The organism is uncultured Campylobacter sp. (assembly GCF_938015785.1).
In the GTDB taxonomy this organism is placed as follows: Bacteria; Campylobacterota; Campylobacteria; order Campylobacterales; family Campylobacteraceae; genus Campylobacter_B.
Map to the genome: position 1 here is coordinate 18,955 of NZ_CALLWC010000035.1, position 21,629 is coordinate 40,583.

Below are 21,629 nucleotides of genomic sequence, written 5' to 3' on the forward strand. Positions count from 1 at the left end.
ATGATAGATAAAATTTTAAAAGACGATAAGTTTATCGCTGCGAGCAGCGCAAATATAGGCGCGGTTTTGGACTACGTTTTGGCTCTTGGATATGGATTTGGCATCGTTGCGAGGACGGATCAGATAAAATTTGACCCGCTGCTGCCGGAGGAAATTTTAAAAAGCTTCAAAATGCCCGCGATCTTTTTGCAGCTGGAGGAGTACACGCTCTCTAGCGCGCATCTTAGCAAGGATGAGCTGGTTTTCGAGGCGGGATTTGGGCCGCAGGATTTTGTAAGCACGCTTAGCGTGCCGTTTTACGCGGTTTTGCAGATCGTCGTGGACGGCAAGCCCATCGCGGTAAATTTCTCCCAGCCCGAGTCCGAGTGGCTTAAGCGCGAAAAATCGCGTAAAATTTTCTCAAAATGAGCGATATTTTAGAAGGTCTTAATCCCGCTCAGCGCGAGGCTGCGAGCCACGTGGACGGAGCGATGTTAATCTTAGCGGGTGCGGGCAGCGGCAAAACCAAAACAATCACCGCGCGCCTTGCTTACTTGCTTTCAAACGGCGTGCCTGCGGAAAATACTCTCACGCTTACGTTTACGAACAAAGCCGCCGCCGAGATGCGCTCGCGAGCGCTTAATCTGATAAGCGGGCTAAATTTAAGCAACGTGCCGCTTCTGTGCACCTTTCATAAATTTGGGCTTCTGTTTTTGAAATTTCATATTAGCGAGCTTGGGCGTAGCGCAAACTTCCAAGTAATCGACACCGACGATAAGAAAAAGATCATCAAGGGCTTTGAGATAAATTTGCCCACGTCGCTATTGGCGGCTAAAATTTCAACCTATAAAAATTCCTTGATCGATCCCAAAGATATCGACGAGCTTCTAAAAGGCGAAGATGACGAGCTAAGCAGGATGTATAGCGGATTTTACGCGCACTGCGCTAGAGCATACAAGAGCTACGAGGAGTATTTGGCGGCGAATAATCTGGTGGATTTCGATGATCTGCTGATTTTGCCGTATAAAATTTTAAGCGCCAACGACGCATTATGCGATGAAATTTCGCGCCGTTACGCCTACATCACGGTTGATGAGTATCAGGACACCAACGACATTCAATTCAAACTGCTGCAAAAGCTCTGCACCGCGCACGAAAACCTCGTAGTAGTGGGCGATGACGATCAGAGTATCTACGGCTGGCGCGGCGCGCGGATAGAAAATATTCTAAATTTTAAAGATCAGTTCTCAAACGTAAAATTTATCAAACTCGAGCAGAACTACCGCTCCACGGATGAAATTTTAAATGCCGCCAACGAGCTTATCTCACATAACAAAAACCGCCTCGGCAAGAGCCTTACTAGCATGAACGGCGGGGGCAAAAAGATCGAAATTTTGCGTTCGGACGAGGAGAGTATCGAGGCGGCAAAGATTGCAGAAGCCATCAAAAAGCTGCTTTCAAGCGGCATAGCGCCCTCTCAAATCGCCGTGCTTTACCGCGTAAACGCTCTTTCGCGCGCACTGGAAGAGGGGCTGAATCGAGCCAAAATCCCGTACAAAATGGTAGGCGGCGTGAAATTTTACGAGCGCGCCGAGATCAAGGATACGATCGCTTATCTACGCTTAGTAAATGACGAGCACGACGACTTTTCGATGAGGCGGATCATAAACGTGCCCAAGCGCGGCATCGGCAAGGTCTCGCTGGCAAAGCTCGAGGAGCTTTCGCGCCTGCGACTTATCAGTCTATTTGACGCTTTTAGCGAGCCGGACGCGGGGCTTAGCGCCAAGGCGGCGCAGGCTCTAGCGGAGCTTAAAAGCGGTATCGCTTCTATCTCCGCGCTAGCGGATACGATCAAAAAAATAGACGCGCTGGAGCCCGCTTTCGGGTTAAAAGCTTACTACGCTTCGCTGCCCGACGGCGTCGATCGCGTCGCAAATATCGACGAGTTTTTGGCGATGCTGAAGGACGAGGCGAGCAATAAGCCCGATTTTGATCTGGCGGAATTTTTAAATGAGCTGAGCCTTCTTAGCGATCAGGACGCCGTATCTGGCGATGCGATAAACATAATGAGCGTGCACGCGAGCAAAGGGCTTGAGTTTTCGCACCTTTTCGTAATCGGACTGGAGGAGGGCTTTTTCCCGCTTTTGGGCGACAGCAATGATATCGAGGAGGAGCGTAGGCTCGCATACGTAGCGATTACGCGCGCCAAACACACTCTCACGCTTAGCTTTGCCGCTAGCCGCTTTTATCGCGGCAAGCGCGAGAGACTCGATGCGAGCAGGTTTATAGCTGAGGCGGGTTTGGTAGCTAAAGAGCCGCCGCGCGAGCAAAGCAGCGGCTTTAGTAAGGGCGAGCTGATCAAACACAAACTCTTCGGTATCGGACAGATCACGGCGGTAAACGGCGATCGGCTCACTATAAATTTCGGCGGAATTTCGCGCGTGATAGTGTCGAATTTCGTAGAAAAGATCGGCTCTTATGAATAGATTGTTTTTGGCGGACAAGCCCGCGGGTATCGGCAGCAATAAATTTTTAAGCGCTCTTAAACGCAAATACGGCGTGAAAAAGGCGGGCTTTAGCGGCACGCTCGATCCCTTTGCGAGCGGCGCGCTGATCGTGGCATTCGGGCAATACGCGCGCTTTTTTAGGTTTTTGAAAAAGGAGCCAAAAGTTTACACTGCGACGCTGTGGCTGGGCGCGCAGAGCCCAAGCGGCGATAACGAAAACATAGGGCGCGTGGAGCAAATTCCGCCGCTTTCGTGCGAGGTTTTAGACGCCGCGATGGCGCAAATGCGCGGCGAGACAAAATTTATCCCGCCCGCTTTCAGCGCCAAGAAAATTAGCGGCGTGCGCGCATATAAGCTCGCTCGCGCGGGCGAAGAGGTGAGCTTGAAAGAGAGCTCGATGCGGGTTTTTGATGCTGAAATTTTAAGCTACGCTCATCCCTTCGTGAGCTTTCGCGTAGCACTCAGCGAGGGTGGCTACGTGCGCTCTTTCGCGCAAATTTTAGCAGAAAAGCTAGGCGTTTGCGGTACGCTAAGCGCGCTTAGACGAGAAAGCGAGGGGGCTTTTGATTTGAAAGATCCGCGCTTTGCGGACGAGGCGGCGCTAAATCCGCTCGAGTTTTTGGATCTTAAGCCGAACTTTTACGACGGCGATGCGCGCGACGTGATCTTGGGCAAGAAGCTCGCCGCAAAGGATCTGGCGAGCCACGCAGACGGCCGCTACCTGCTTATCTGCGGCGATTTTTACTCGATCATCGAGATTGGCGCGGGCGAGGTGCGCTATCTTTGGAATGATGTCCCGATCGCAGGCGGCGCGTTTTAAGCCGAGGCTCCAGCCTGCGGCGGAATTTTGATCGGGCGGTTCGAGCTTGAATTTCGACGATCATAAATACGGCGCGTTTTAAATTTGCTAGCATAGCGCTCCGCCATGTGCGGCTAAATTTTATCGCGAGCGGCGGCGGGGATTGCGTTCTTTCGTTGCGCACGGATCGTAAATCGGCCTTAAGCGGTATAAATTTCAACGCACGGCGGACGGCAGCCGCTCGCAAAAAGGAATAAAATTTCGAAACCCAAATTTAAATGCGGCGGAGCGGCGTTTAAATTTACTTGTGCCGCGTGATGGTGAAGCGCCGCGAGATTAAAATTTGACGATTTAAAAAGCGCGCAGGTTGGGGCTTATTGCGGCGCAGCAAGCAGCTTTTGTCGAATGAAATTTTAATACGTAGTCTGCACCGACGGGTTTGATTTCACAACGGGTGGCGTACCGCCAAGTTAAATTTACGACTTAGCGCGGTGCGACTAGAATTTTGCCGGCTTGGAATTTTAATCGCTAAGATAGATTTGCGCCGCGAGTTGAAATTTAACTCGCGCGTTGCGGATTTAAAATTCCGCGCTTTATAAAATTTACGTATCGAGCGCCGCGATCGCGGGTTAAATTCTGCAGGGCGCGCTTCACGGTGCGCGGTTTTAAATTTTGATTGCACTGGACAGGGCGTGCCGCAGGCTGAAATTTAACTCGCGCACGGATCGGAATTTTAATCGCGCCGGATGGGCTTGTCGCGGGCTAAATTTAACGCAAGCGCGCCTAGGCGCAGAAGGAGTAAAATTTGAAGGCCTATGCAAAGATCAATGTTTTTTTAAAAGTCGTCGGCACGCGCGGCGGCTATCACGAGATCGCCTCGCGCTTCGTGCTGCGCAGGGAGCTTTTTGATGAGATAAGCTTTGAGCGCGCGAGCGGCTTTGCGCTTGAATGTGGCGCCGCGCAAATCGCGGACAATATAATTTTAAAAGCCAAGGCGGCGCTTGAGCAGGCGGGCTTTGCGCGCGAGCTTGCGGAGTTTTTCGGCTCGCACAAGATCGTGCTTAAAAAACGTATTCCGATCGGTGCGGGTCTTGGGGGCGGCAGTAGCGATGCAGCGGCGTTTTTGCGACTTGCGAACGAGGAATTAGGCTTAAAAATTCCGCGCGAGCGGCTTACCAAAATCGCGCAAAATATCGGCGCGGACGTCGCGTTTTTTGTTAGCGGGCTTGAGGCCGCAAACGTGCGCGGCATCGGCGAGATCATCGAGCCTTTCGAGGACCGGCTGCCTGCGATCGAAATTTTAACGCCCGCGATCTTTTGCTCCACCGGCGCGGTTTATAATGAGTTTCGCGCAAGCTTTATGCAAAACATAAACGCCGCGCAGGCGCAAGAGATGTTGCGTTTAAGCAGCGAGCAGCTGCTGGCGCAATATGGCGGCTTTCAGCTAAACGATCTTTTCGCGCCGTGCATAAAGCTATATCCGCAGATGAGCAAGTATCGCGATATGTTTCTAAGCGGTAGCGGCAGCAGCGTGTTTTTCTTAAAATAGAAAAGCTGTGGCGGCGCGGTTAAAATTTGAAAGCTAAATTTAAAGATAAAATTTAAAATTCGCTCGCCCGCTTTTAAATTTAAGCAAAAACGGGCTAAGCTTAGGACTAAATTTAGAAGGAAAAAGATGAAAGAACTGAGTAAAAATCGCAAGGCATTTCACGATTTTACGATACTTGAAAGCTTTGAGGCGGGCATCGTGCTAAAGGGCAGCGAGGTCAAAGCTCTGCGCGCGGGCAGGGGCAATCTCAAAGATAGCTTTTGTCGCGTGATCCGCGGCGAGCTGTTTTTGCTAAATGCTCATATCAGCTATCTTGAAAGCACAAACGCTCACTTTCGTCCAGACGAAGGGGCAGTGCGAAAGCTTTTAATGCACCGAAAGCAGATCGATAAGCTTCTGGGCGCGGTTAGCAAAGAGGGCCTTACCATCGTAGTTTTGTCGCTGTATCTGAATGATAAAAACCGCGTAAAGGCGCGTATCGCTTTGGCTAGTGGCAAAAATCTGCACGACAAGCGCGAATCGCTAAAGCGCAAGGAAGCCGACCGCGAAGCGCAAAGCGCGATGAAGCGATACGACAAGCATTCATTTTAAATTCACAAAACTTTGGTTAAAATGCGGGCTTAAATTTAAACCCGAAGGAAATGCAATGAAGAAATTTTTACTATCATGTTTGGCGATTTTTGTTTTAAGTGGCTGCGGAGATGATTCGCAGAAAAAGACGGGCTCTGCTGGCGAGAATCCTGCCGCGAGCGAGAATCAGATGGCAAAAAATTCCGCTCAAGATAAAAATGGCGAGCGTATTGGCGGAGAAAGTGGCGAGGAGGTAGCTTTTACGCCGTTTAAAACGGGTGAGCGATTTACGCTTAAAAGCGTCGTAGGCGGCGAGGTAACGATCGAGCGGACAGAAAAGGGCTTTAAGCTTGCGGACAGCGATAAAATTTTAATGTTTGATATTTTTGGTACATACTGTCAGCCGTGCCGCATCGAAGCGCCGCATCTGATGGACTTTCAGTTAAAAAATTCCGCGGATTTTCTAATGGTCGGCTTGATTTATTTTGAGGATATTACGGACGCGCAAGTGATCGAAAATTTTACGAAAAAGTTTAACGCGTATTATTTCATCTCCAATTCAAAACAAAACGAGCGCATAGTGGGTCAAATTTTAAGCGACATCGGTTATCGTCACGCGCTTTCGATCCCTTTTAAGGTGGTGCTTAAAGATGGAAAATATCAAAGGCTTACCGACATTAACGAGGGCGATGAGCGGGGCAAGCCGTATTACTTAGGCATGGTCGATACCGATGTGATAAAAAGCGATATCGCCAGGATAAAAAATGGCAACTAAAACCGGCGTGCAGATTCGCACTCGCGCCAAAACAAAATCTTTTGTGCCTCGTCCGTATAAAGTAATTTTACTTAACGACGACGTGACGACGATGGATTTCGTGGTTTATATTTTGATGGAGATTTTCGCCAAAAACTTTAACGACGCCGTAGATTTAATGATGAAAGTTCATAAGCAGGGCCGCGCAGTTTGCGGCGCGTATCCTAAAGAGATAGCCGAGTGCAAGCAACAAGCGGTTTTACAAGCGGCAAAGGCCGCAGGATTCCCTCTTAGATGTGAGATCGAAGAGGATTAAATTTAAAGGAAAGCAATGATAGGATTTTTTTTAAACAAACATTTTGAACAAGCAATCAGCGTCGCAAACGACGGCGAGGACGAATACATAACCACTTCGCACGTAGTTTATGCAATTTTTAAATACAATAAGCCCTTCCATGGGCTCATCGCCAAAGAAATTCCGGATATTAACTACCTAAATATCTTGGATAATCTGGGCGGGCTTTTGGATATGATGCCTAAATCAAGCGGTAAGGATCCGGCGCAGACGATAGAATTTAAGCAGTTCTATACTGAATTAAATAACGCTAAAGAGCCTAAAAACGAGCTTGATTTTATGCTTAAAATTTTAAATGATAAGGAAAACGACTGCACTAAAATTTTAAATCACTACGGTATAAACGCCGCGATTTTTGAGCTCATCGTGAGAAAGTACAAATCTGCTTTCGATCACCGCGATGAGGTCGTTTCTCGCGACGAAGCCGCAGCGATTAAGCTAAACTCATACGATATCGACGATATCACACATGCGATGAATTACGACGAAAGCCGTAGGCAGTGGCAGAATACGGAATTTGAGCCTGCGTTTGAGGGCGAAAAGGACGCCATAAACGAGCGCGATATTAAAAAGGACTCGCCTAGTTCACTTTATACAGCAAACCTCAATAAAATCGCGCTTGAGGGCAAGATCGATCCACTCATCGGACGCGAAAAAGAGATCGAAAAGACGCTGCAAACCCTCTGTCGCCGCAAGAAAAATAATCCGATCTTAGTGGGCGAAGCAGGAGTTGGTAAAACCGCGATCATCGAGGGCATCGCGCTAAAAATCGTCCGCGGCGAAGTGCCAGAAAAGCTAAAAAACAAGGTGATTTACGCCCTTGATGCTGGCGCGCTGATCGCAGGCACTACGCTGCGCGGGGAGTTTGAAGAGAGGCTAAAAGATCTCATAGACGAGTTTAGCGCCAATCAAAACGCGATTTTATTTATCGATGAAATTCACACGATCGTTGGCGCAGGCACGGGCAATCGCAACGAACTTGATATGTCAAACATCCTAAAGCCTTCGCTTGCAAGCGGCGAGCTATCGGTCATCGGCGCTACTACATACGGCGAATACCGCTCGTTTTCGCAGGATAAAGCGCTTAGCCGCAGGTTTTGTAAGATCGATGTAAGCGAGCCTAGCATCGACGATAGCGTTGAAATTTTAAAAGGCGTAGCCAAAAAATATGAGGAATTTCACGGAGTGAAATTTAGCGACGAAATTTTGCGTGATAGCGTAACGCTTGCTAAAAAATATCAAAGCGATAAATTCCTTCCCGACAGCGCCATTGATCTCATCGACGAGGTGGGTGCGAGCTTTGCGTTTAAGCCACACGAAGCTCCTCTTGAAATCAGTAAGGATGATTTAGTAAATACACTTTCGATTAGCGCGAATATCGCAAATTTAAGCAGTAGCGTCGATAATAAACAAGTACTAAAAAATCTGGAAGCCAATATCAAGCGCGAAATTTTCGGTCAAGACGAGGCGGTTAGCAGTCTTTGTAAGGCGCTTCTACGCTCTTACGCCGGGCTTGGAGGCGCAAGCTCTCCGATCGGGGTATTTTTGTTTGCAGGTAGCAGCGGTGTGGGCAAAAGTGAGCTAGCCAAGGTCTTGGCCGCGCAGCTTGGAGTGCATTTTGAGCGCTACGATATGAGCGAGTATATGGAAGCTCACAGCGTCTCTAGGCTCATCGGCGCGCCTCCTGGATACGTGGGCTTTGAAAATGGCGGAATTTTAACTAACAACATCAAAAAGCACCCTTACAGCGTCATTTTATTTGATGAGGTAGAAAAAGCTCATCCTAGCATGACGAATATTTTTTTAGGAATTTTCGATAACGCAAGTCTTACCGATAACAACGGCGTTACGACCGATTTTAAAAATACGATCATAATAATGACGTCGAATTTAGGCACGAAAGAAGCGCCGCAGGTTGGATTTACGAAGGACGAGAGCTATAAAGTAGATAGCGCCATAAGAAGCTTCTTCGCGCCGGAATTTCGCAACCGCATTGATAAAATCATAAATTTTAACCGCTTAAGCGGCGAAATTTTAGAAAAGATCGTGGATAAAACTATCGGCGAGCTAGAGTCGCAGCTAAAAAACGTAAAGATTAGTCTAAACAAGGAAGCAAAAGATTTGATTATCTCGCGCGGCTATTCGGACGAGTTTGGCGCGCGAAATTTAAAGCGCGAGATCAGCTCTCAGATCAGCGATCATATAAGCGGCGAGCTGCTTTTTGGCGCGCTGCAAGAGGGCGGCTTAGTTAGCGTGAGCGTAAAAGATGGCGAGCTAAGCTTTAGCTTTGCTTCTACGCCTTTGCCGCAGATAGAAAAAAAGCAACCCGCACTAGCTCAAAGCAGTGTCGTTAAATAATGGCTCGGTTTTACGATTTTCCAGATCCTATGGATGCGCCCGATTTTGCGCCGCTTGCAAGTGGCGGCGATCTGAGCGAGGATTGCTTGCTTAGCGCTTATAGCGCAGGGATATTTCCGTGGTTTAACGAGGATGAGCCGATTTTATGGTGGTCGCCCGATCCGCGCGCAGTGCTTGATCCACGCGAAGTGCGTGTGCAAAAGTCCATCAAGCCCTATCTTAAGCGATATGAAGTGAAATTTGACGCAAATTTTAAGGGCTTCATCGAGCGCTGCAAAGACGTACGAAAAAAAGAGAGCGACGGCACGTGGATCAGCGAGCAGATCGTGCAGGCTTACTCGCGTTTGGCAGCAGACGGCTACGCTCACAGCGTCGAGGCGTACGAGGACGGCGAGCTTGTGGGTGGGCTATACGGGCTAATTTTTGGGCGTGTGTTTTGCGGCGAGAGTATGCTGAGTCTAAAGAGCAACGCTTCAAAAGTAGCGCTGATTAGGCTTTGTGAGGTGCTTGCAAATTTCGGCTTTCTAATCGATTGTCAGATTATGAACGAGCATCTGAAATTTATGGGTGCTAAAGAGATGCCGCGAGCGGAATTCCTCGCTCTATTTGCTGAGCTTAGTGCGCAAGATAGCGGCTTTGAGCGCTTCGCGGATCTTAAAGTTCCGCGCGGAGCGCAGCATTGAGTCAAAGCTTAAGATGCAGCATAAAAAACGTGCGGAATTTAAAATTTTAAAGAAATAATATGTGGCAAAGAGATAAAAGTTCCTCGGTCGGTATGATTATCGTGATGTTTATATTCGTGCCGGCGGCGCTTTTTGTATTTTTGGCGATTTTATATTTTTGGGGCAGCACTGAGCGCAAGCTACCGCGCCTAGATGTCAATGAAACCAACAGCGCGATCCGTGGCGCGATAATCGCAAAAGATAATTATGTCGCGGCAAATTCCGTCAAACTCTACAAAGTTAGCGTCGATGCACGCAGCATCGATAAAAACAAGCTTGATCTTTTCGTGCGGCTTTATTGCATCTATACGGGCGATAGCGAAAAGCGTGTCAAAAGCGCGATCGAGGGCTCTGGCGGCACGACCGTGCTGTCGTATAAAATCGACGCCAAAACCGCCGTGCATCTAAAAGAGCTTGCGTATAAGCTAAATTTAAAAAAGGTATTCGTTAGCTTCATGGGCTCAAACGGCAGGCTAAATCCGCCTATCCGCATGAGCGTGACCGAAAGCGGCGAGAAGCGCAGCTACAATGTCGGCGATTCGCTCACTCCGTTAATCGGCTATATCAATAAAAAAGAGGTTGATGGTATCACCAAGGTTAGCGGCATCAAAGGGATCGAGAAGTACTATGAGTATTATCTAGCGCCGGTTAGAGATGAGTTTATCGTGGGCCCGCGCGATATCGGCGGCAACATCATCCTAGAGCGTAGCAGCAAAAAAACGGGCAGGATCGACGGCTACAACGTCCGTCTAAGCGTGCCACTAACGCTGCAAAGAAAGATAGAGCGCCTAAGCGATGAGGGCGCTGATAATTACGATGCGCGAGAAATCGTGGTGGGCATTATGAACTCCAAAACGGGCAAAATTTTATCCCTTGCGACCAATGCCCGCTATGATCCCTCAAACATCACAAAAAACGATCTTAAGAATTTAAATTTTACCGCGAGCGAATACGCCTACGAAGTGGGCTCGATTATGAAGCCGATAATTTTCGCAATCGCCTATGATGCCAAAGCCGTCAAACCGGGCGAGATCATCAATACCTATAACGGCAGCTATAAGCTTGGTACTCGCACGATCCGCGACACGCACCCGGCTAAGCAGATGAGCGGTGAGGAGATCATCATCCACAGCTCAAACATAGGAATGATTAAAATTTCAGAACGGCTGGAGGGGCAGGCTATTTATGATGGGCTGATGAACTTCGGTATGTCGCAAAAAACGGGTATCGATCTGCCGTATGAGCAAAGTGGAAATATACCTAGTATCAAAAGCCTGAATAATAAAATTTACAAAGCCACGATCAGCTACGGCTACGGTGCCCAGATGACCTTCCTTCAGATGCTCAATGCCTATACCGTCTTTAACAACGGCGGCGTGATGATCAGCCCGCGCCTAGTCGAAAATCTCGAAAATAATGGCAAAACTTACACCGTTAACGAAAGCGAAACCCGCCAGGTAATCTCTAAACCTACCGCTGACGTAATAAAAGAAATTTTAATCAAAACGGTTGAGAGCGGCACGGGGCGCAAAGGGCGGGTAGCGGGGCTGCAAATCGGCGGCAAGACGGGCACTGCGCGTATCGCTAAGGGGGGCGGCTATTCGAGCGCCTATAATAGCTCGTTTTTTGGCTTTGCCAACGACGCAGACACCAGCTACACGATCGGCGTTTTGGTGCGCGAGCCTAAAAGGGGCAGCTACTACGCCGCTCAAAATGCGCTGCCGATCTTTAAGAGGGCGGTAGGAATTTTGATAGAGGAGGGCTATCTAAAGCCCGCAGCCGACGCAAACGCCACGCAAAAGGTCGAGATCAAGGATGAGGCAGTTGAAATTAAAGATTAAATTTGCTAAATTTCGCGAGGTTTTTTAAAATTTTGCGGCTTGCGACGACGAAAATTCGCGAAATTTGGCGCGGCTTTTTGAAATTTAGCAGTGTTTAAATTTTACGGCGCGGAATTTTGGCGGGATAGAATTTCGTGGCGTAAATTTTAACGGCACGGCGATGGAATTTTATCGCGACGCGGGATTTCGTGCTGTGTCGCTTGCTGCGCTAAGGTGGTGGAGTTTTATCGCAATACAGAATTTCGGTGCGACGTAAAATTCCGTATCAAGGCAAAATTTTAAATTTGCCGTCGCGCAAGTAACGCAAGTAAAACGGTAAGCGAGCTTGTAATGTTTAAATTTTAAGACGTGCAATGTATCTGCGCGAGTATGAAATTTAGCGAGTTTGAGAGCAAAATTTAATGATGAAATTTAACGCAAAGAAAAGAGGAAAATATGAAAGCAAATGAGGGAAAAATGAAAATAGCGATAATCGGACTTGGCTACGTGGGGCTTCCTTTGGCGGCGGCGTTTGCGGCGAAACACGAGGTCGTAGGCTTTGACGTCTCGCAAGAGCGCATAGAGGAGCTGCGCGGCGGGCACGACCGCACGCTGGAGCTTAGCGACGAGGAGCTTGCCGTGGCGATTCAAAACGGGCTTAAATTTAGCGCAAAGCTAGATGATATGAGGCAGAGTAATTTTTACATCGTATGCGTGCCCACTCCCGTAGATAGGCTAAATCGCCCCGATCTTACGCCGCTACTCAAGGCCAGCAAAAGCGTCGGAGCCGTGCTTAAAAAGGGCGACATCGTCGTGTATGAAAGCACCGTCTATCCGGGCGCTACGGAGGAGGACTGCGTGCCGGTGTTGCAGCGCGTAAGCGGGCTAAAATTTAACCGCGATTTTTTCTGCGGATATTCGCCCGAGCGGATCAATCCAGGCGATAAAGTTCACACCGTCACGAAGATCAAAAAGATCGTCTCGGCAAGCACCCCAGAGGCTTTGGACGTCGTAGATAGCGTCTATCTTAGCATCCTGCAAAACGGTACCTTTCGCGCTAGCAGCATAAAGGTCGCAGAGGCCGCGAAGGTGATCGAAAACACCCAGCGCGACATCAATATCGGCTTTATCAACGAGCTTGCGATCCTGTTCGGCAAGCTCGGTATCAACACCAACGACGTCATCGACGCGGCGGCTACGAAGTGGAATTTCTTAAGCTTCCGTCCGGGGCTCGTGGGCGGGCACTGCATCGGCATCGATCCGTATTATCTGGCGCAGAAAGCGACCGAGGTGGGCTATCACCCCGAAATCATCCTCTCAAGCCGCCGTATCAACGATAATATGGGAAGCTACGTCGCTACGGAGGTCGTTAAGATGATGATAAAATACGATGAAAAGGTCAAGGGCGCGAAGGTCTTGATCCTAGGGCTGACGTTTAAAGAAAACTGCCCCGACACCCGCAATACGCGCGTCGTGGATATGATAAACGAGCTTAAAAATTTCGGCTGCGAAGTAAGCGTCTATGATCCTTGGGCGAGCGCCGCCGACGCCAAGAGATACTACGACATCGATCTGCTACAAAAGCCCGATTTGCGCAAATTTGACTGCGTCGTAATCGCCGTAGCGCATAAGCAATTTTTCGAGCTTGATTACGCAGGCTCGCTGGTTTACGATGTGAAAAACGTCTATAAAGGCGCGCAAGGAAAGCTCTGAAATTTAGCCGAGGTTTAAATTTAGACTTCTAAATAGGCGGTTTAGCGGGGATAAGGATGAACGAGGCAAGGCTCGAAGAGCTAAAGAAAATTCTAAACGAACGACGTCAAAATTTAGAGCGAGGCTCACAGGAAAATTCTGATGCTCAAAATTCCAATGCCTTAATTTTAATAAAGGAGATATAGATGAGTAGAGGAAGTGTTGATAAAAGGTGTACTTATTACAGATGGTTTTAAATCGCTACAAGAATATTCTGATTTGCCAAAAGCTACTAAAGGAATACAATGAAAAACCCGCTTTACTACGTAGATTATTGGTATGATTTGATTAAATTCGGCTTTGATCGGAAGCATACTTTTATAACGCTAATCGTTGTTTGCGTTTCATTTATCGCACCGATACTTCTCTTGTACTCCTACTCTATCGTACCAAGTACTCAAAGCATAAGAGATCCATTCGTATTTTCCGGTACTATAAAAGAACTTAAAAGGCACAAAGGACATTATCGTACGAAAGCCAATTGTGTAGTGTCAATCCAAAATAATAATAAAATCATCACTAGACGCTTTGTAGATGTAAAAATTTCAGAAGGAACATATATTTGTGATATATTTTTTAAAGAATATGTATTTAATCGATGTATAATCATAAATATGTCTGATTTTGTATTGAATAAGCTGAGCCGCTGCGATGATGGTTTGGTTTTATTTAAAGATACGACAAACATGAGCTATCTCTACAAAGGAAGAAAAACTAGCATTATAGCTGGTATAATTTTAGTTTTAATAGCTTTTATATTTACTTTCAAGCTTCATATAGAATATAAAAAATCCAAACTAAAAGATTAAATTTTAATCTCTAAATTTACAGCGCTTGCGCGAGTATAAATTTCGCGAAATCCTCGCGGGAGTTCGGGCATTTGCACACTTCGTAGTATTCGTAATTCAGCTCGCGCGCAAGCTGTCTATAAAAAATATCTAATTCGAAATTCGTTTCTGAATTATCCACGCAAAATGCGATCGGAAATATGAGCGCTTTTTTGCTTTTTAAATTCCGCAAAACGTCTGCGATATTGGGCTGTAGCCACTTCACGGGGCCCAGGCGCGATTGATACGCCAAAATAATCTCTTTAAATTTAATCCCGCGCGCAGCCAGCAGATCTTTTAAAATTTCCACGTGCGCCTCTACCTGCGCCTCGTAGGGATCGCCCGCGGCGATCATTTTTACCGGCAGCGAATGCGCAGAAAATATGAGTGAAATTTGCGAAATTTCATCTGCGCTAAATTTCGCGACGCAGCTTGCGATCAAATTTAGTAAAATTTCGTTGTAAGCGGCGCTGTCGTAGAAGATGCCCGCTATTTTATAATTTTTTATCCCGAGCCGCTTAAGTGCCGCTTCGGCAGAGCACAGGCTCGATTGCACCGTAGTTTTTGAGAAGTGCGGATACAAAGGCATCAAAATTATCTCGTCAAAATCCACGTATTTTTTAAACACGTCCTCCGCAAAGGGCGGCGTGTAATTCATCGCATAATCGCAAATTAGCTCATCTATCGGTTTTTCATCCTTCGGCGCTTCATTTTGTAGCGGCTCGCCATGCGTCGGGGCGTCTTGCGGCGGCTTGCTCTGCAATGAAATCTCTTGTTGTGGCTCATTCGCGGCGCCCGCATCCGCTGCGCCTTCAAATTTTAACCCCGCGCCGAATTTTGCTCGCGCTAGTTCATTTACCCGCTCGCAAAGCGCTTCGGTGATGGAGCATATTGGCGAGCGTCCGCCCAGTTTTTCGTAGTTGCTACGCGCTGATGCGGTTCTGCTTTTTACGATGAGCGCAGCTAAAACGCTACGCCAAAAATCACTCTTAATGCCCAAAATAAAGGGGTCGTTAAACATATTTTTTAAAAAAACTTCAACCTCGCTCAGATTGTTCGGACCGCCCATGTTGAGTAAAATTAGGGCTTTTTTCATGAGATGATTTCTCTGATTTTTATCGCATCCTCTACGCTTGCAAGACCTGCATTAGTACTGCTGTCGCACATCTCGCAAAACGCTTCGTGTTCGCGGCGTAGCGAAAAATCGTCGCGATCGACGCGCAGATTTACGCGCCCGTCAGGCGTAATTTTAAAAAGAGTTATTGAGATTAGATCGCCGAAATATACGCCGCTGTCGGTGCAAATCTCGATACCGTGGCGTCTGATCGGATAGAGATTGGACTGCATTAGCGTGCAATAGCAGCCGCTTTTTGTGTGAAGCGTCGCGCATGCGGCTAGAGTGCGCTCTTTAGAGATATTTTTGCTAAGTTCTATGCAAGCGATCTCGCTGTGAGAAAGCAGCCGCACAAGATCGATATCCCTAAAAAGGGCATTGGCGACGATATCTGCTCTATCATCGTTTGCAAAACCGCTTACGAAGCTCATCGAAAAAATTTTATCCCCCTTGGCAAGCTCGCGTAGCAAGGATACGATTACTGGATTGTAGCGGTCGGAGTATCCTACAGCTAGGCGCGTGCCGTTAGTAGTGACTGCGTAGTTTATCTCTCTGGCTTCGGCTAGGCTTTGTGCGAGCGGAGATTCTACGAAGATATTTTTGGTAAACGGCAGACATTTTAAAATCAGCTCTTTATGCGATGGCGGGGGAGCCGTGATGACTACGGCATCGGGCTTGGCGACGTTAAAAAGATCGGTTAGATTATCAAAGATCGGATAGCGCGGGCCGAAATTTTCACTGCTGCCCTTATGATAAAGCGCTACAAGCTCGAAATAGTCGCTCCTTCTTAGCTCGCTGAAGTGCTTTTGACCAAGCTCGTCCATACCTATGATCGCTATCTTTTTTTTCATCGCCATGCCCTAAATTTAATCTTTCGCGCCATTATAACTAAGAATGGTTAAAATTTATAATTTTTAAAATCTAATTTAGCTAAAATGCGCCTTTAAAATTTAACTTGAAATAGGACAAATCATGGATATTAGAAGCGAATATTTAAATTTCTTTGCAAGCAAAGGGCATCAGATCATCCCTAGCGCGCCGCTGGTGCCAGATGATGACAGCTTGCTTTTTACAAATGCGGGCATGGTGCCCTTTAAAAGCATATTTACAGGAGCCGTACCGCGTCCGACGCCGCCTATCCGCACGAGCTGTCAGACCTGCATCCGCGCCGGCGGCAAACACAACGACCTAGACAACGTCGGATACACCGCGCGCCACCATACGTTTTTTGAGATGCTTGGAAATTTCAGCTTCGGCGAGTATTTCAAAGAGCAGGCGATCGCCTATGCGTGGGAGTTTATCACTGAAATTTTAAAGCTTCCCAAAGACAAACTCTACGTTACCGTGCACGAAAAGGACGACGAAGCGTTTGAGTTCTGGGCGCGCCACATAGCACAGGAGCGCATGTATCGCTTCGGCGATCACGATAACTTTTGGGCGATGGGCGATACCGGACCGTGCGGGCCGTGCAGCGAAATTTTTTATGATCAGGGTGAGGAGCATTTTCACTCATCCGAGGATTATATGGGCGGCGACGGCGACCGCTTTTTAGAGATTTGGAATTTAGTTTTCATGCAGTACGAGCGCAGCAAAGACGGCAAGCTTAGCCCGCTTCCAAAGCCTAGCATCGACACGGGCATGGGCCTTGAGCGCGTCACGGCGATCAAAGAGGGCAAGTTTAGCAACTACGACAGCTCGCTTTTTATGCCGCTAATTGATGAGGTTGCAAAGCTTTGCGGCAAACCTTACGTTTATGAAAGCGGCGCGAGCTATCGCGTCATCGCCGATCATATCCGCTCGGTTACGTTTTTGCTAGCGCAGGGAACAAATTTTAATCGCGAGGGCAGGGGGTATGTTTTGCGTAGAATTCTGCGTCGCGCCGTTCGCCACGGCTATCTGCTCGGTATAAAAGAGCCCTTTATGTATCGCCTTGTGGATAAAGTATGCGAGCTGATGGGCGGGCACTATGCCTATCTGAATGAAAAAAAGCAAGTCGTAAAGGAGCAGATCAAACTCGAAGAGGAGCGGTTTTTCGCCACTTTGGCAAATGGCATCGAGCTTTTTAACGAGGAGCTTGCGCGCACTAAAGAAATTTTTAGCGGCGAGGTCGCGTTTAAACTATACGATACCTACGGCTTTCCGCTCGATCTGACCGCTGATATGCTGCGCGAGAAAAATTTGCGCGTGGATGAGGCTAAATTTGACGCGCTTATGAGCGAGCAAAGGCAGATAGCTAAAGCCGCATGGAAGGGCAGTGGCGATAAAAACGTCCGTGGCGATTTTAAGGCACTGCTAGAGAAATTTGGTGAGAATAAATTTAGCGGTTACGAAGAGCTTAGCCGCACAAGCAAGGTTTTAGCGCTGCTTAACGAGGATTTTGCGGAAGTGGATGAGCTCAAAGCTGGCGATATCGGCTGGGCGATGTTTGATATCACTCCGTTTTATGCACAAAGTGGCGGTCAGACGGGCGATAGCGGCGAAGTGGAGTCCATAGCCGATGTGTTTGATACGCAGAAATTTTATGGGCTAAATTTATCCCACTTGCGCCTTAATCGTAACCTAAAAATTGGCGATATCGTCGGGCTCAAGGTTTCTGAGGAGCGTGAGCAGATTGCACGTCATCACAGCGCGACGCATCTTTTACACGCGGCGCTTCGTGCGGTACTAGGGGCTCATATAGCTCAAACAGGAAGCTTAGTCGAGGCAGATCGCTTAAGATTTGACTTCTCGCATCCTAAGGCGCTTAGCGACGAGGAGCTAGCTAAAATCGAGGAATTTGTAAATAATGCCGTTTGCAAGGGCTGTGCGGCAAAAACCGAGATTATGGATATAGATGACGCTAAAAATAGCGGCGCGATTGCGCTTTTTGGCGAAAAATATGGCTCAAAAGTGCGCGTTGTGAGCTTCGGAGAGATTAGCAAGGAGCTTTGCGGCGGAATTCACGTGCGCAATTTAAGCGAGATAGGGTCGTTTTTTATCGTCAAAGAAAGCGGTGTAAGTGCGGGCGTTAGGCGTATCGAGGCAGTTTGTTCGCGCGCTGCTTTAAATTTGGCGCTTCAAAATCGCGCTAAACTTGCTGAAATTTCTGCGGAGCTAAAAGGGATTGAGCCTCTCCGCGCGATTGAGAAATTAAAAGATGAGATCAGATCGCTAAAAGATCAGATCAAGCATGCAAGCAGTTCTCATGCACTGGCTTTTTTAAATGTCGGTGATACCAAACTTTGTGTAGCCTCAGTCGAAAGCGGTGATATAAAAACTATGATAGATGAGTTTAAAAATAGCCACGAAAAGGCGGCGATAATGCTGATGCAAGTAGGCACCGACGGCAAAATTTCAATCGCGGCAGGCGTTAAAAACGCGCCTATTAAAGCGGGCGAGTGGGTTAAGCTAGCAGCGCAAATTTTAGGCGGCGGTGGCGGTGGACGCGATGATTTTGCGACCGCAGGCGGCAGGGACGTGCTAAAAATCGAAGAAGCGATCAAAGAGGCGATCTCTTACGCAAAAGGTAAAATTTGAACGAAATCGATACCGGCTTCATCAAAGCCTCGCAAATTTTGCCGCTGATTCACATTTTAAGCGTGATTTTTTTGGTCTGCGCGCAGATCTGCGTATTTTTGATCGCGCGAATTTTTATGAATTTAAGCAGTAAAAGCCAAGCAGATGCGAAAGATGTAAAATTTGCAGAAATTTTGCGATATATGAAGCGCTATGAGCAGTTCTTTGCGCTATTTTTGGTGATCGTTTGCGTAAGTGGATTTTTTCTTGCGGATGGCGGAGGTTTTAAATTTTCAGATCCTATGGTAAAAGGCGCGATTGCGACGCTGTGGGCTGGCGCCGGCTTTATACTACTAAATTTTATCTACATGCATTATAAAATTTCATCTTTGAAGCGAGCTTTGGATGCGGGAGATGAGCTTGAGGCGAATGAGCATTTAATCATCGTCGTTAAATATTTCATCCCGCTAAATATCGTAGTCACGCTGATTTGCGTTTATCTAGGCGTGACGGTGGGCGAGTTTTGATGATCTATTTAGCTTCCAGTTCGCCTACTAGAGCACAAATTCTAAAGGATAACGGCGTAGAATTTACGCAAATTCCTTTTAATTTCGACGAAAGCGGCATTAGTAAGGACGATGCACGCACCTATGCTTACCGCGTTGTCTTGGCCAAGAAAACGCAGTTTTTTAAAATTTATAAAAATTATGATAGAGTGCTGTTTGCCGATAGCTCCGTGCTTGCTGGCGGCAAAATTTTAGGCAAGGCGCGGGATGAAGCGGACGCATTAAGAATGCTGCGAGCTCAAAGCGGTGCCAGCTGCGCCGTTTATACTGCGATGATTTTTTGTAGTAAGGCGCTAGAGCTTTCGGCGCTTAGCGTCGCAAGCTTTGAATTTGCAGAATTTAATGAAGCAGATTTAAAAGGCTATATCACTAGCGGCGATTGGCGCGGCAAGGCGGGTGCGATGAGTATCGAAGGCTTTAACGAAAAATATATCAAAAGCTCGCGTGGGTCAAAATTTACGGCGATGGGGCTTGATCTGGAAATTTTAAAGAGGTTTGTATGGTAAGAGTTTTATTTAGTTTTATTACGGTTTGCGCGTTTGCTGCAGGCGGGATTTTTTTGTATTTTTACTCGCAAATCCGCTTGGAATCGGACTCGATCATCGATTATCATCCCGAGCTTACGACTAAAATTTATGACCGCAACGGCAATTTGATAGCCAATGTTTTTAATGAACAAAATAGAATTTACGTAAAATTCGACGAGATCCCAGGTCGCGTGATCGAGGCGCTTGTAGCTATCGAGGATACGGCGTTTTTCGAACACGGCGGCGTGAATGTCGAGGCGATTTTTAGGGCGATTATTAAGGACGTCAAAGCGATGAAATTCGTCGAAGGGGCTTCCACGATTACGCAGCAGATCACGCGAAATTTAGTTCTTTCGAGCGAAAAGAAGCTTGATCGCAAGATCAAAGAAGCGATCCTATCGCTTAAGATAGAAAACGCCCTAAGCAAGGAACAAATTCTAGAGCGTTACTTTAACGAGGTGTATTTTGGGCACGGATATTACGGCATTCGCACGGCGGCTTTAGGATATTTCAAAAAGGATTTGCAAGATTTGAGCCTTAAAGAGATTGCGATTTTAGTGGGCTTGCCGAAAGCTCCTAGCAGCTTTGATCCTACTAAGCACCTGGATTTGTCGCTTTCGCGCGCCAATAACGTGATTTATAGGATGCATGAGCTCGGCTGGATAAATAAGACCGAATATGAGCTTGCGATGAACGAGCAGCCTACGATCTACAACGAAACGCTCACGCAAAACGTAGCGCCGTATGCCGTAGATGAGATCATAAAAGAAGCCGAAAAAATTCTACCGGACGTCCGCACGGGCGGATACCGCATAGATACGAGCCTTGATCTAAAGGCGCAAGCGATGGCGCAAGAGGCATTAGTTTTCGGCTACAATGAAATTTTAAAGCGCAACAAAGACGCCAATGCAAGCAACGTAAACGGCGCTATGGTCGTCACGCATCCGCAAAACGGCGAAATTTTAGCCTTAGTAGGTGGCGTGGATTACGCGAAATCAAATTTCAATCGCGCCAGCCAATCCCAGCGCCAAACCGGCTCCAGCTTCAAGCCTTTCGTCTATCAAATCGCCCTTGATATGGGCTACTCGACGATGACCGAAGTTCCCGATATAGCTAGAGAATTCGACGATGGCAGCGATAAAACGTGGAAGCCTAAAAATTACGACAAGACTTACAGCGGCTATATCACGATCAAAGAAGCTTTAACACGCTCGCGCAACCTTGCCTCGATCAATCTGATGCAATCTATGGGCGTTGATCGCGCGGTAAAAAAGCTGGGCGAGTTCGGCTTTAAGAACGTCCCGCCAGCCCTGTCGGTGGCTATCGGCAGCTACGGAATTTCGCCGCTTGAATACTCCACGATGTATTCGATGTTTCCGGGGCTTGGGATTACTGCAAAATCAAAATTTATCGTTTCGATTACCGATAAGGACGGCAAAACTCGCTTTATAGAGCCTGAGCGCCGTCGCGTGTTACGCCCTGAACAGGCATATCTGATGACTACGCTACTAAAAAATATCGTGCAGCGCGGCACCGGTACTCGCGCGCGCGTGCAGGGCATCGACATAGCGGGCAAAACAGGCACCTCAAACGATAGCATAGACGCGTGGTTTTGCGGCTTTACGCCCGATTTGCAGATCATCATCTGGTACGGCAACGACGATTATAAACCGATGCGAAAGGTCGAGGGCGGCGGACGTACCGCAGCACCGGTGTTTGCAAAATTTTTAGATGCCTATTTAAAAGAATATCCGCAAACCAAGCGCAACTTCACCGTCCCGGACGGCGTTTTTAGCCGCCAATACAACGGCAAAGACGAGTATTACACTAAAATTTCGCCGCTTCCTAAACCTCGCGAAAGTAGCAGCGACGGATCATTTTAAATTTGGAGCAAATCCAAATTTTAATCCGTTTTCGGAAGCCCTTACATAGATT

General features: G+C 47.5%; 19 protein-coding genes. 17 read left to right on the forward strand and 2 right to left on the reverse strand.

All coding sequences use genetic code 11. The features are described from left to right. From Q0393_RS04830 to Q0393_RS04890, 13 genes are all read left to right on the forward strand, one after another. Positions 1-408 (forward strand): hypothetical protein, encoded by a 408-nt coding sequence (locus tag Q0393_RS04830; RefSeq protein ID WP_298978327.1) that lies wholly within the window; start codon positions 1-3, stop codon positions 406-408. After that, positions 405-2,465 carry an ATP-dependent helicase gene (locus Q0393_RS04835; RefSeq protein WP_298978329.1) on the forward strand — a complete coding sequence of 687 codons (2,061 nt, stop codon included), beginning with the start codon at positions 405-407 and terminating at the stop codon, positions 2,463-2,465. The genes Q0393_RS04830 and Q0393_RS04835 overlap by 4 nt, the downstream gene beginning before the upstream one ends. After that, complete coding sequence (truB, locus tag Q0393_RS04840) at positions 2,458-3,306, forward strand: tRNA pseudouridine(55) synthase TruB (protein WP_298978331.1); 849 nt, start codon at positions 2,458-2,460, stop codon at positions 3,304-3,306. The genes Q0393_RS04835 and truB overlap by 8 nt, the downstream gene beginning before the upstream one ends. Positions 3,307-4,090: 784 nt before the next feature. Next, a complete protein-coding gene (locus Q0393_RS04845) occupies positions 4,091-4,834 on the forward strand; it encodes a 4-(cytidine 5'-diphospho)-2-C-methyl-D-erythritol kinase (RefSeq protein WP_298978333.1) in 744 nt (247 codons plus the stop codon). 126 nt (positions 4,835-4,960) lie between these two features. After that, positions 4,961-5,425, forward strand: a complete 465-nt coding sequence (gene smpB / locus Q0393_RS04850) for an SsrA-binding protein SmpB (RefSeq protein WP_298027415.1) — start codon at positions 4,961-4,963, stop codon at positions 5,423-5,425. A gap of 55 nt (positions 5,426-5,480) precedes the next feature. Beyond that, a complete protein-coding gene (locus Q0393_RS04855) occupies positions 5,481-6,179 on the forward strand; it encodes a TlpA family protein disulfide reductase (protein ID WP_297902104.1) in 699 nt (232 codons plus the stop codon). Next, positions 6,169-6,474, forward strand: coding sequence for an ATP-dependent Clp protease adaptor ClpS (locus tag Q0393_RS04860; RefSeq protein WP_005871755.1), 306 nt, complete (start codon positions 6,169-6,171; stop codon positions 6,472-6,474). The genes Q0393_RS04855 and Q0393_RS04860 overlap by 11 nt, the downstream gene beginning before the upstream one ends. Before the next feature lie 15 nt (positions 6,475-6,489). Next, positions 6,490-8,871, forward strand: coding sequence for an AAA family ATPase (locus tag Q0393_RS04865; RefSeq protein ID WP_298978336.1), 2,382 nt, complete (start codon positions 6,490-6,492; stop codon positions 8,869-8,871). Next, complete coding sequence (gene aat / locus Q0393_RS04870) at positions 8,871-9,554, forward strand: leucyl/phenylalanyl-tRNA--protein transferase (RefSeq protein ID WP_297949207.1); 684 nt, start codon at positions 8,871-8,873, stop codon at positions 9,552-9,554. Before Q0393_RS04865 ends, aat begins: the two co-directional genes overlap by 1 nt. Positions 9,555-9,613: 59 nt before the next feature. Beyond that, on the forward strand, positions 9,614-11,434 hold the full coding sequence (locus Q0393_RS04875; RefSeq protein WP_298978338.1) for a penicillin-binding protein 2: 1,821 nt from the start codon (positions 9,614-9,616) through the stop codon (positions 11,432-11,434). A gap of 456 nt (positions 11,435-11,890) precedes the next feature. Beyond that, entirely contained in the window at positions 11,891-13,126 is a 1,236-nt protein-coding gene (locus tag Q0393_RS04880; protein WP_298978340.1) for a nucleotide sugar dehydrogenase, read from the forward strand. Positions 13,127-13,182: 56 nt separating this feature from the next. Continuing rightward, positions 13,183-13,311, forward strand: a complete 129-nt coding sequence (locus Q0393_RS04885) for a hypothetical protein (protein ID WP_297882610.1) — start codon at positions 13,183-13,185, stop codon at positions 13,309-13,311. Positions 13,312-13,410: 99 nt separating this feature from the next. Continuing rightward, positions 13,411-13,974 (forward strand): hypothetical protein, encoded by a 564-nt coding sequence (locus tag Q0393_RS04890; RefSeq protein ID WP_298978342.1) that lies wholly within the window; start codon positions 13,411-13,413, stop codon positions 13,972-13,974. A 16-nt stretch (positions 13,975-13,990) separates the two neighbouring features. On the opposite strand, the gene hemH is transcribed toward Q0393_RS04890, so the two are convergent. Beyond that, positions 13,991-15,088: a ferrochelatase gene (gene hemH / locus Q0393_RS04895; RefSeq protein WP_298978344.1), complete on the reverse strand. Its 1,098-nt coding sequence runs from the start codon at positions 15,086-15,088 to the stop codon at positions 13,991-13,993. Further along, the gene (locus Q0393_RS04900; RefSeq protein ID WP_298978346.1) at positions 15,085-15,957 is read right to left on the reverse strand and encodes a Gfo/Idh/MocA family oxidoreductase; all 873 of its coding nucleotides are present in this window, start codon (positions 15,955-15,957) and stop codon (positions 15,085-15,087) included. Before Q0393_RS04900 ends, hemH begins: the two co-directional genes overlap by 4 nt. 121 nt (positions 15,958-16,078) lie before the next feature. On the opposite strand from Q0393_RS04900, the gene alaS reads away from it, so the two are divergent. The 4 genes from alaS to Q0393_RS04920 are packed head-to-tail and all read left to right on the forward strand — an operon-like array spanning position 16,079 to position 21,577. Next, the gene (alaS, locus tag Q0393_RS04905; protein ID WP_298978347.1) at positions 16,079-18,622 is read left to right on the forward strand and encodes an alanine--tRNA ligase; all 2,544 of its coding nucleotides are present in this window, start codon (positions 16,079-16,081) and stop codon (positions 18,620-18,622) included. Next, positions 18,619-19,128 carry a hypothetical protein gene (locus tag Q0393_RS04910; protein ID WP_298957170.1) on the forward strand — a complete coding sequence of 170 codons (510 nt, stop codon included), beginning with the start codon at positions 18,619-18,621 and terminating at the stop codon, positions 19,126-19,128. The genes alaS and Q0393_RS04910 overlap by 4 nt, the downstream gene beginning before the upstream one ends. Further along, positions 19,128-19,673, forward strand: coding sequence for a septum formation inhibitor Maf (maf, locus tag Q0393_RS04915; RefSeq protein ID WP_298978348.1), 546 nt, complete (start codon positions 19,128-19,130; stop codon positions 19,671-19,673). The genes Q0393_RS04910 and maf overlap by 1 nt, the downstream gene beginning before the upstream one ends. Then, on the forward strand, positions 19,667-21,577 hold the full coding sequence (locus Q0393_RS04920; protein ID WP_298978349.1) for a transglycosylase domain-containing protein: 1,911 nt from the start codon (positions 19,667-19,669) through the stop codon (positions 21,575-21,577). Before maf ends, Q0393_RS04920 begins: the two co-directional genes overlap by 7 nt. Positions 21,578-21,629: the final 52 nt, after the last annotated feature.

Excerpts from the sequence above, each read along its gene's own strand:
- Q0393_RS04830 (WP_298978327.1), top strand. The coding sequence starts at position 1 with ATGATAGATAAAATTTTAAAAGACGATAAGTTTATCGCTGCGAGCAGC.
- Q0393_RS04835 (WP_298978329.1), top strand. The coding sequence starts at position 405 with ATGAGCGATATTTTAGAAGGTCTTAATCCCGCTCAGCGCGAGGCTGCG.
- truB (WP_298978331.1), top strand. The coding sequence starts at position 2,458 with ATGAATAGATTGTTTTTGGCGGACAAGCCCGCGGGTATCGGCAGCAAT.
- smpB (WP_298027415.1), top strand. The coding sequence starts at position 4,961 with ATGAAAGAACTGAGTAAAAATCGCAAGGCATTTCACGATTTTACGATA.
- Q0393_RS04855 (WP_297902104.1), top strand. The coding sequence starts at position 5,481 with ATGAAGAAATTTTTACTATCATGTTTGGCGATTTTTGTTTTAAGTGGC.
- Q0393_RS04860 (WP_005871755.1), top strand. The coding sequence starts at position 6,169 with ATGGCAACTAAAACCGGCGTGCAGATTCGCACTCGCGCCAAAACAAAA.
- Q0393_RS04865 (WP_298978336.1), top strand. The coding sequence starts at position 6,490 with ATGATAGGATTTTTTTTAAACAAACATTTTGAACAAGCAATCAGCGTC.
- aat (WP_297949207.1), top strand. The coding sequence starts at position 8,871 with ATGGCTCGGTTTTACGATTTTCCAGATCCTATGGATGCGCCCGATTTT.
- Q0393_RS04875 (WP_298978338.1), top strand. The coding sequence starts at position 9,614 with ATGTGGCAAAGAGATAAAAGTTCCTCGGTCGGTATGATTATCGTGATG.
- Q0393_RS04880 (WP_298978340.1), top strand. The coding sequence starts at position 11,891 with ATGAAAATAGCGATAATCGGACTTGGCTACGTGGGGCTTCCTTTGGCG.
- Q0393_RS04885 (WP_297882610.1), top strand. The coding sequence starts at position 13,183 with ATGAACGAGGCAAGGCTCGAAGAGCTAAAGAAAATTCTAAACGAACGA.
- Q0393_RS04890 (WP_298978342.1), top strand. The coding sequence starts at position 13,411 with ATGAAAAACCCGCTTTACTACGTAGATTATTGGTATGATTTGATTAAA.
- hemH (WP_298978344.1), bottom strand. The coding sequence starts at position 15,088 with ATGAAAAAAGCCCTAATTTTACTCAACATGGGCGGTCCGAACAATCTG.
- Q0393_RS04900 (WP_298978346.1), bottom strand. The coding sequence starts at position 15,957 with ATGAAAAAAAAGATAGCGATCATAGGTATGGACGAGCTTGGTCAAAAG.
- alaS (WP_298978347.1), top strand. The coding sequence starts at position 16,079 with ATGGATATTAGAAGCGAATATTTAAATTTCTTTGCAAGCAAAGGGCAT.
- maf (WP_298978348.1), top strand. The coding sequence starts at position 19,128 with ATGATCTATTTAGCTTCCAGTTCGCCTACTAGAGCACAAATTCTAAAG.
- Q0393_RS04920 (WP_298978349.1), top strand. The coding sequence starts at position 19,667 with ATGGTAAGAGTTTTATTTAGTTTTATTACGGTTTGCGCGTTTGCTGCA.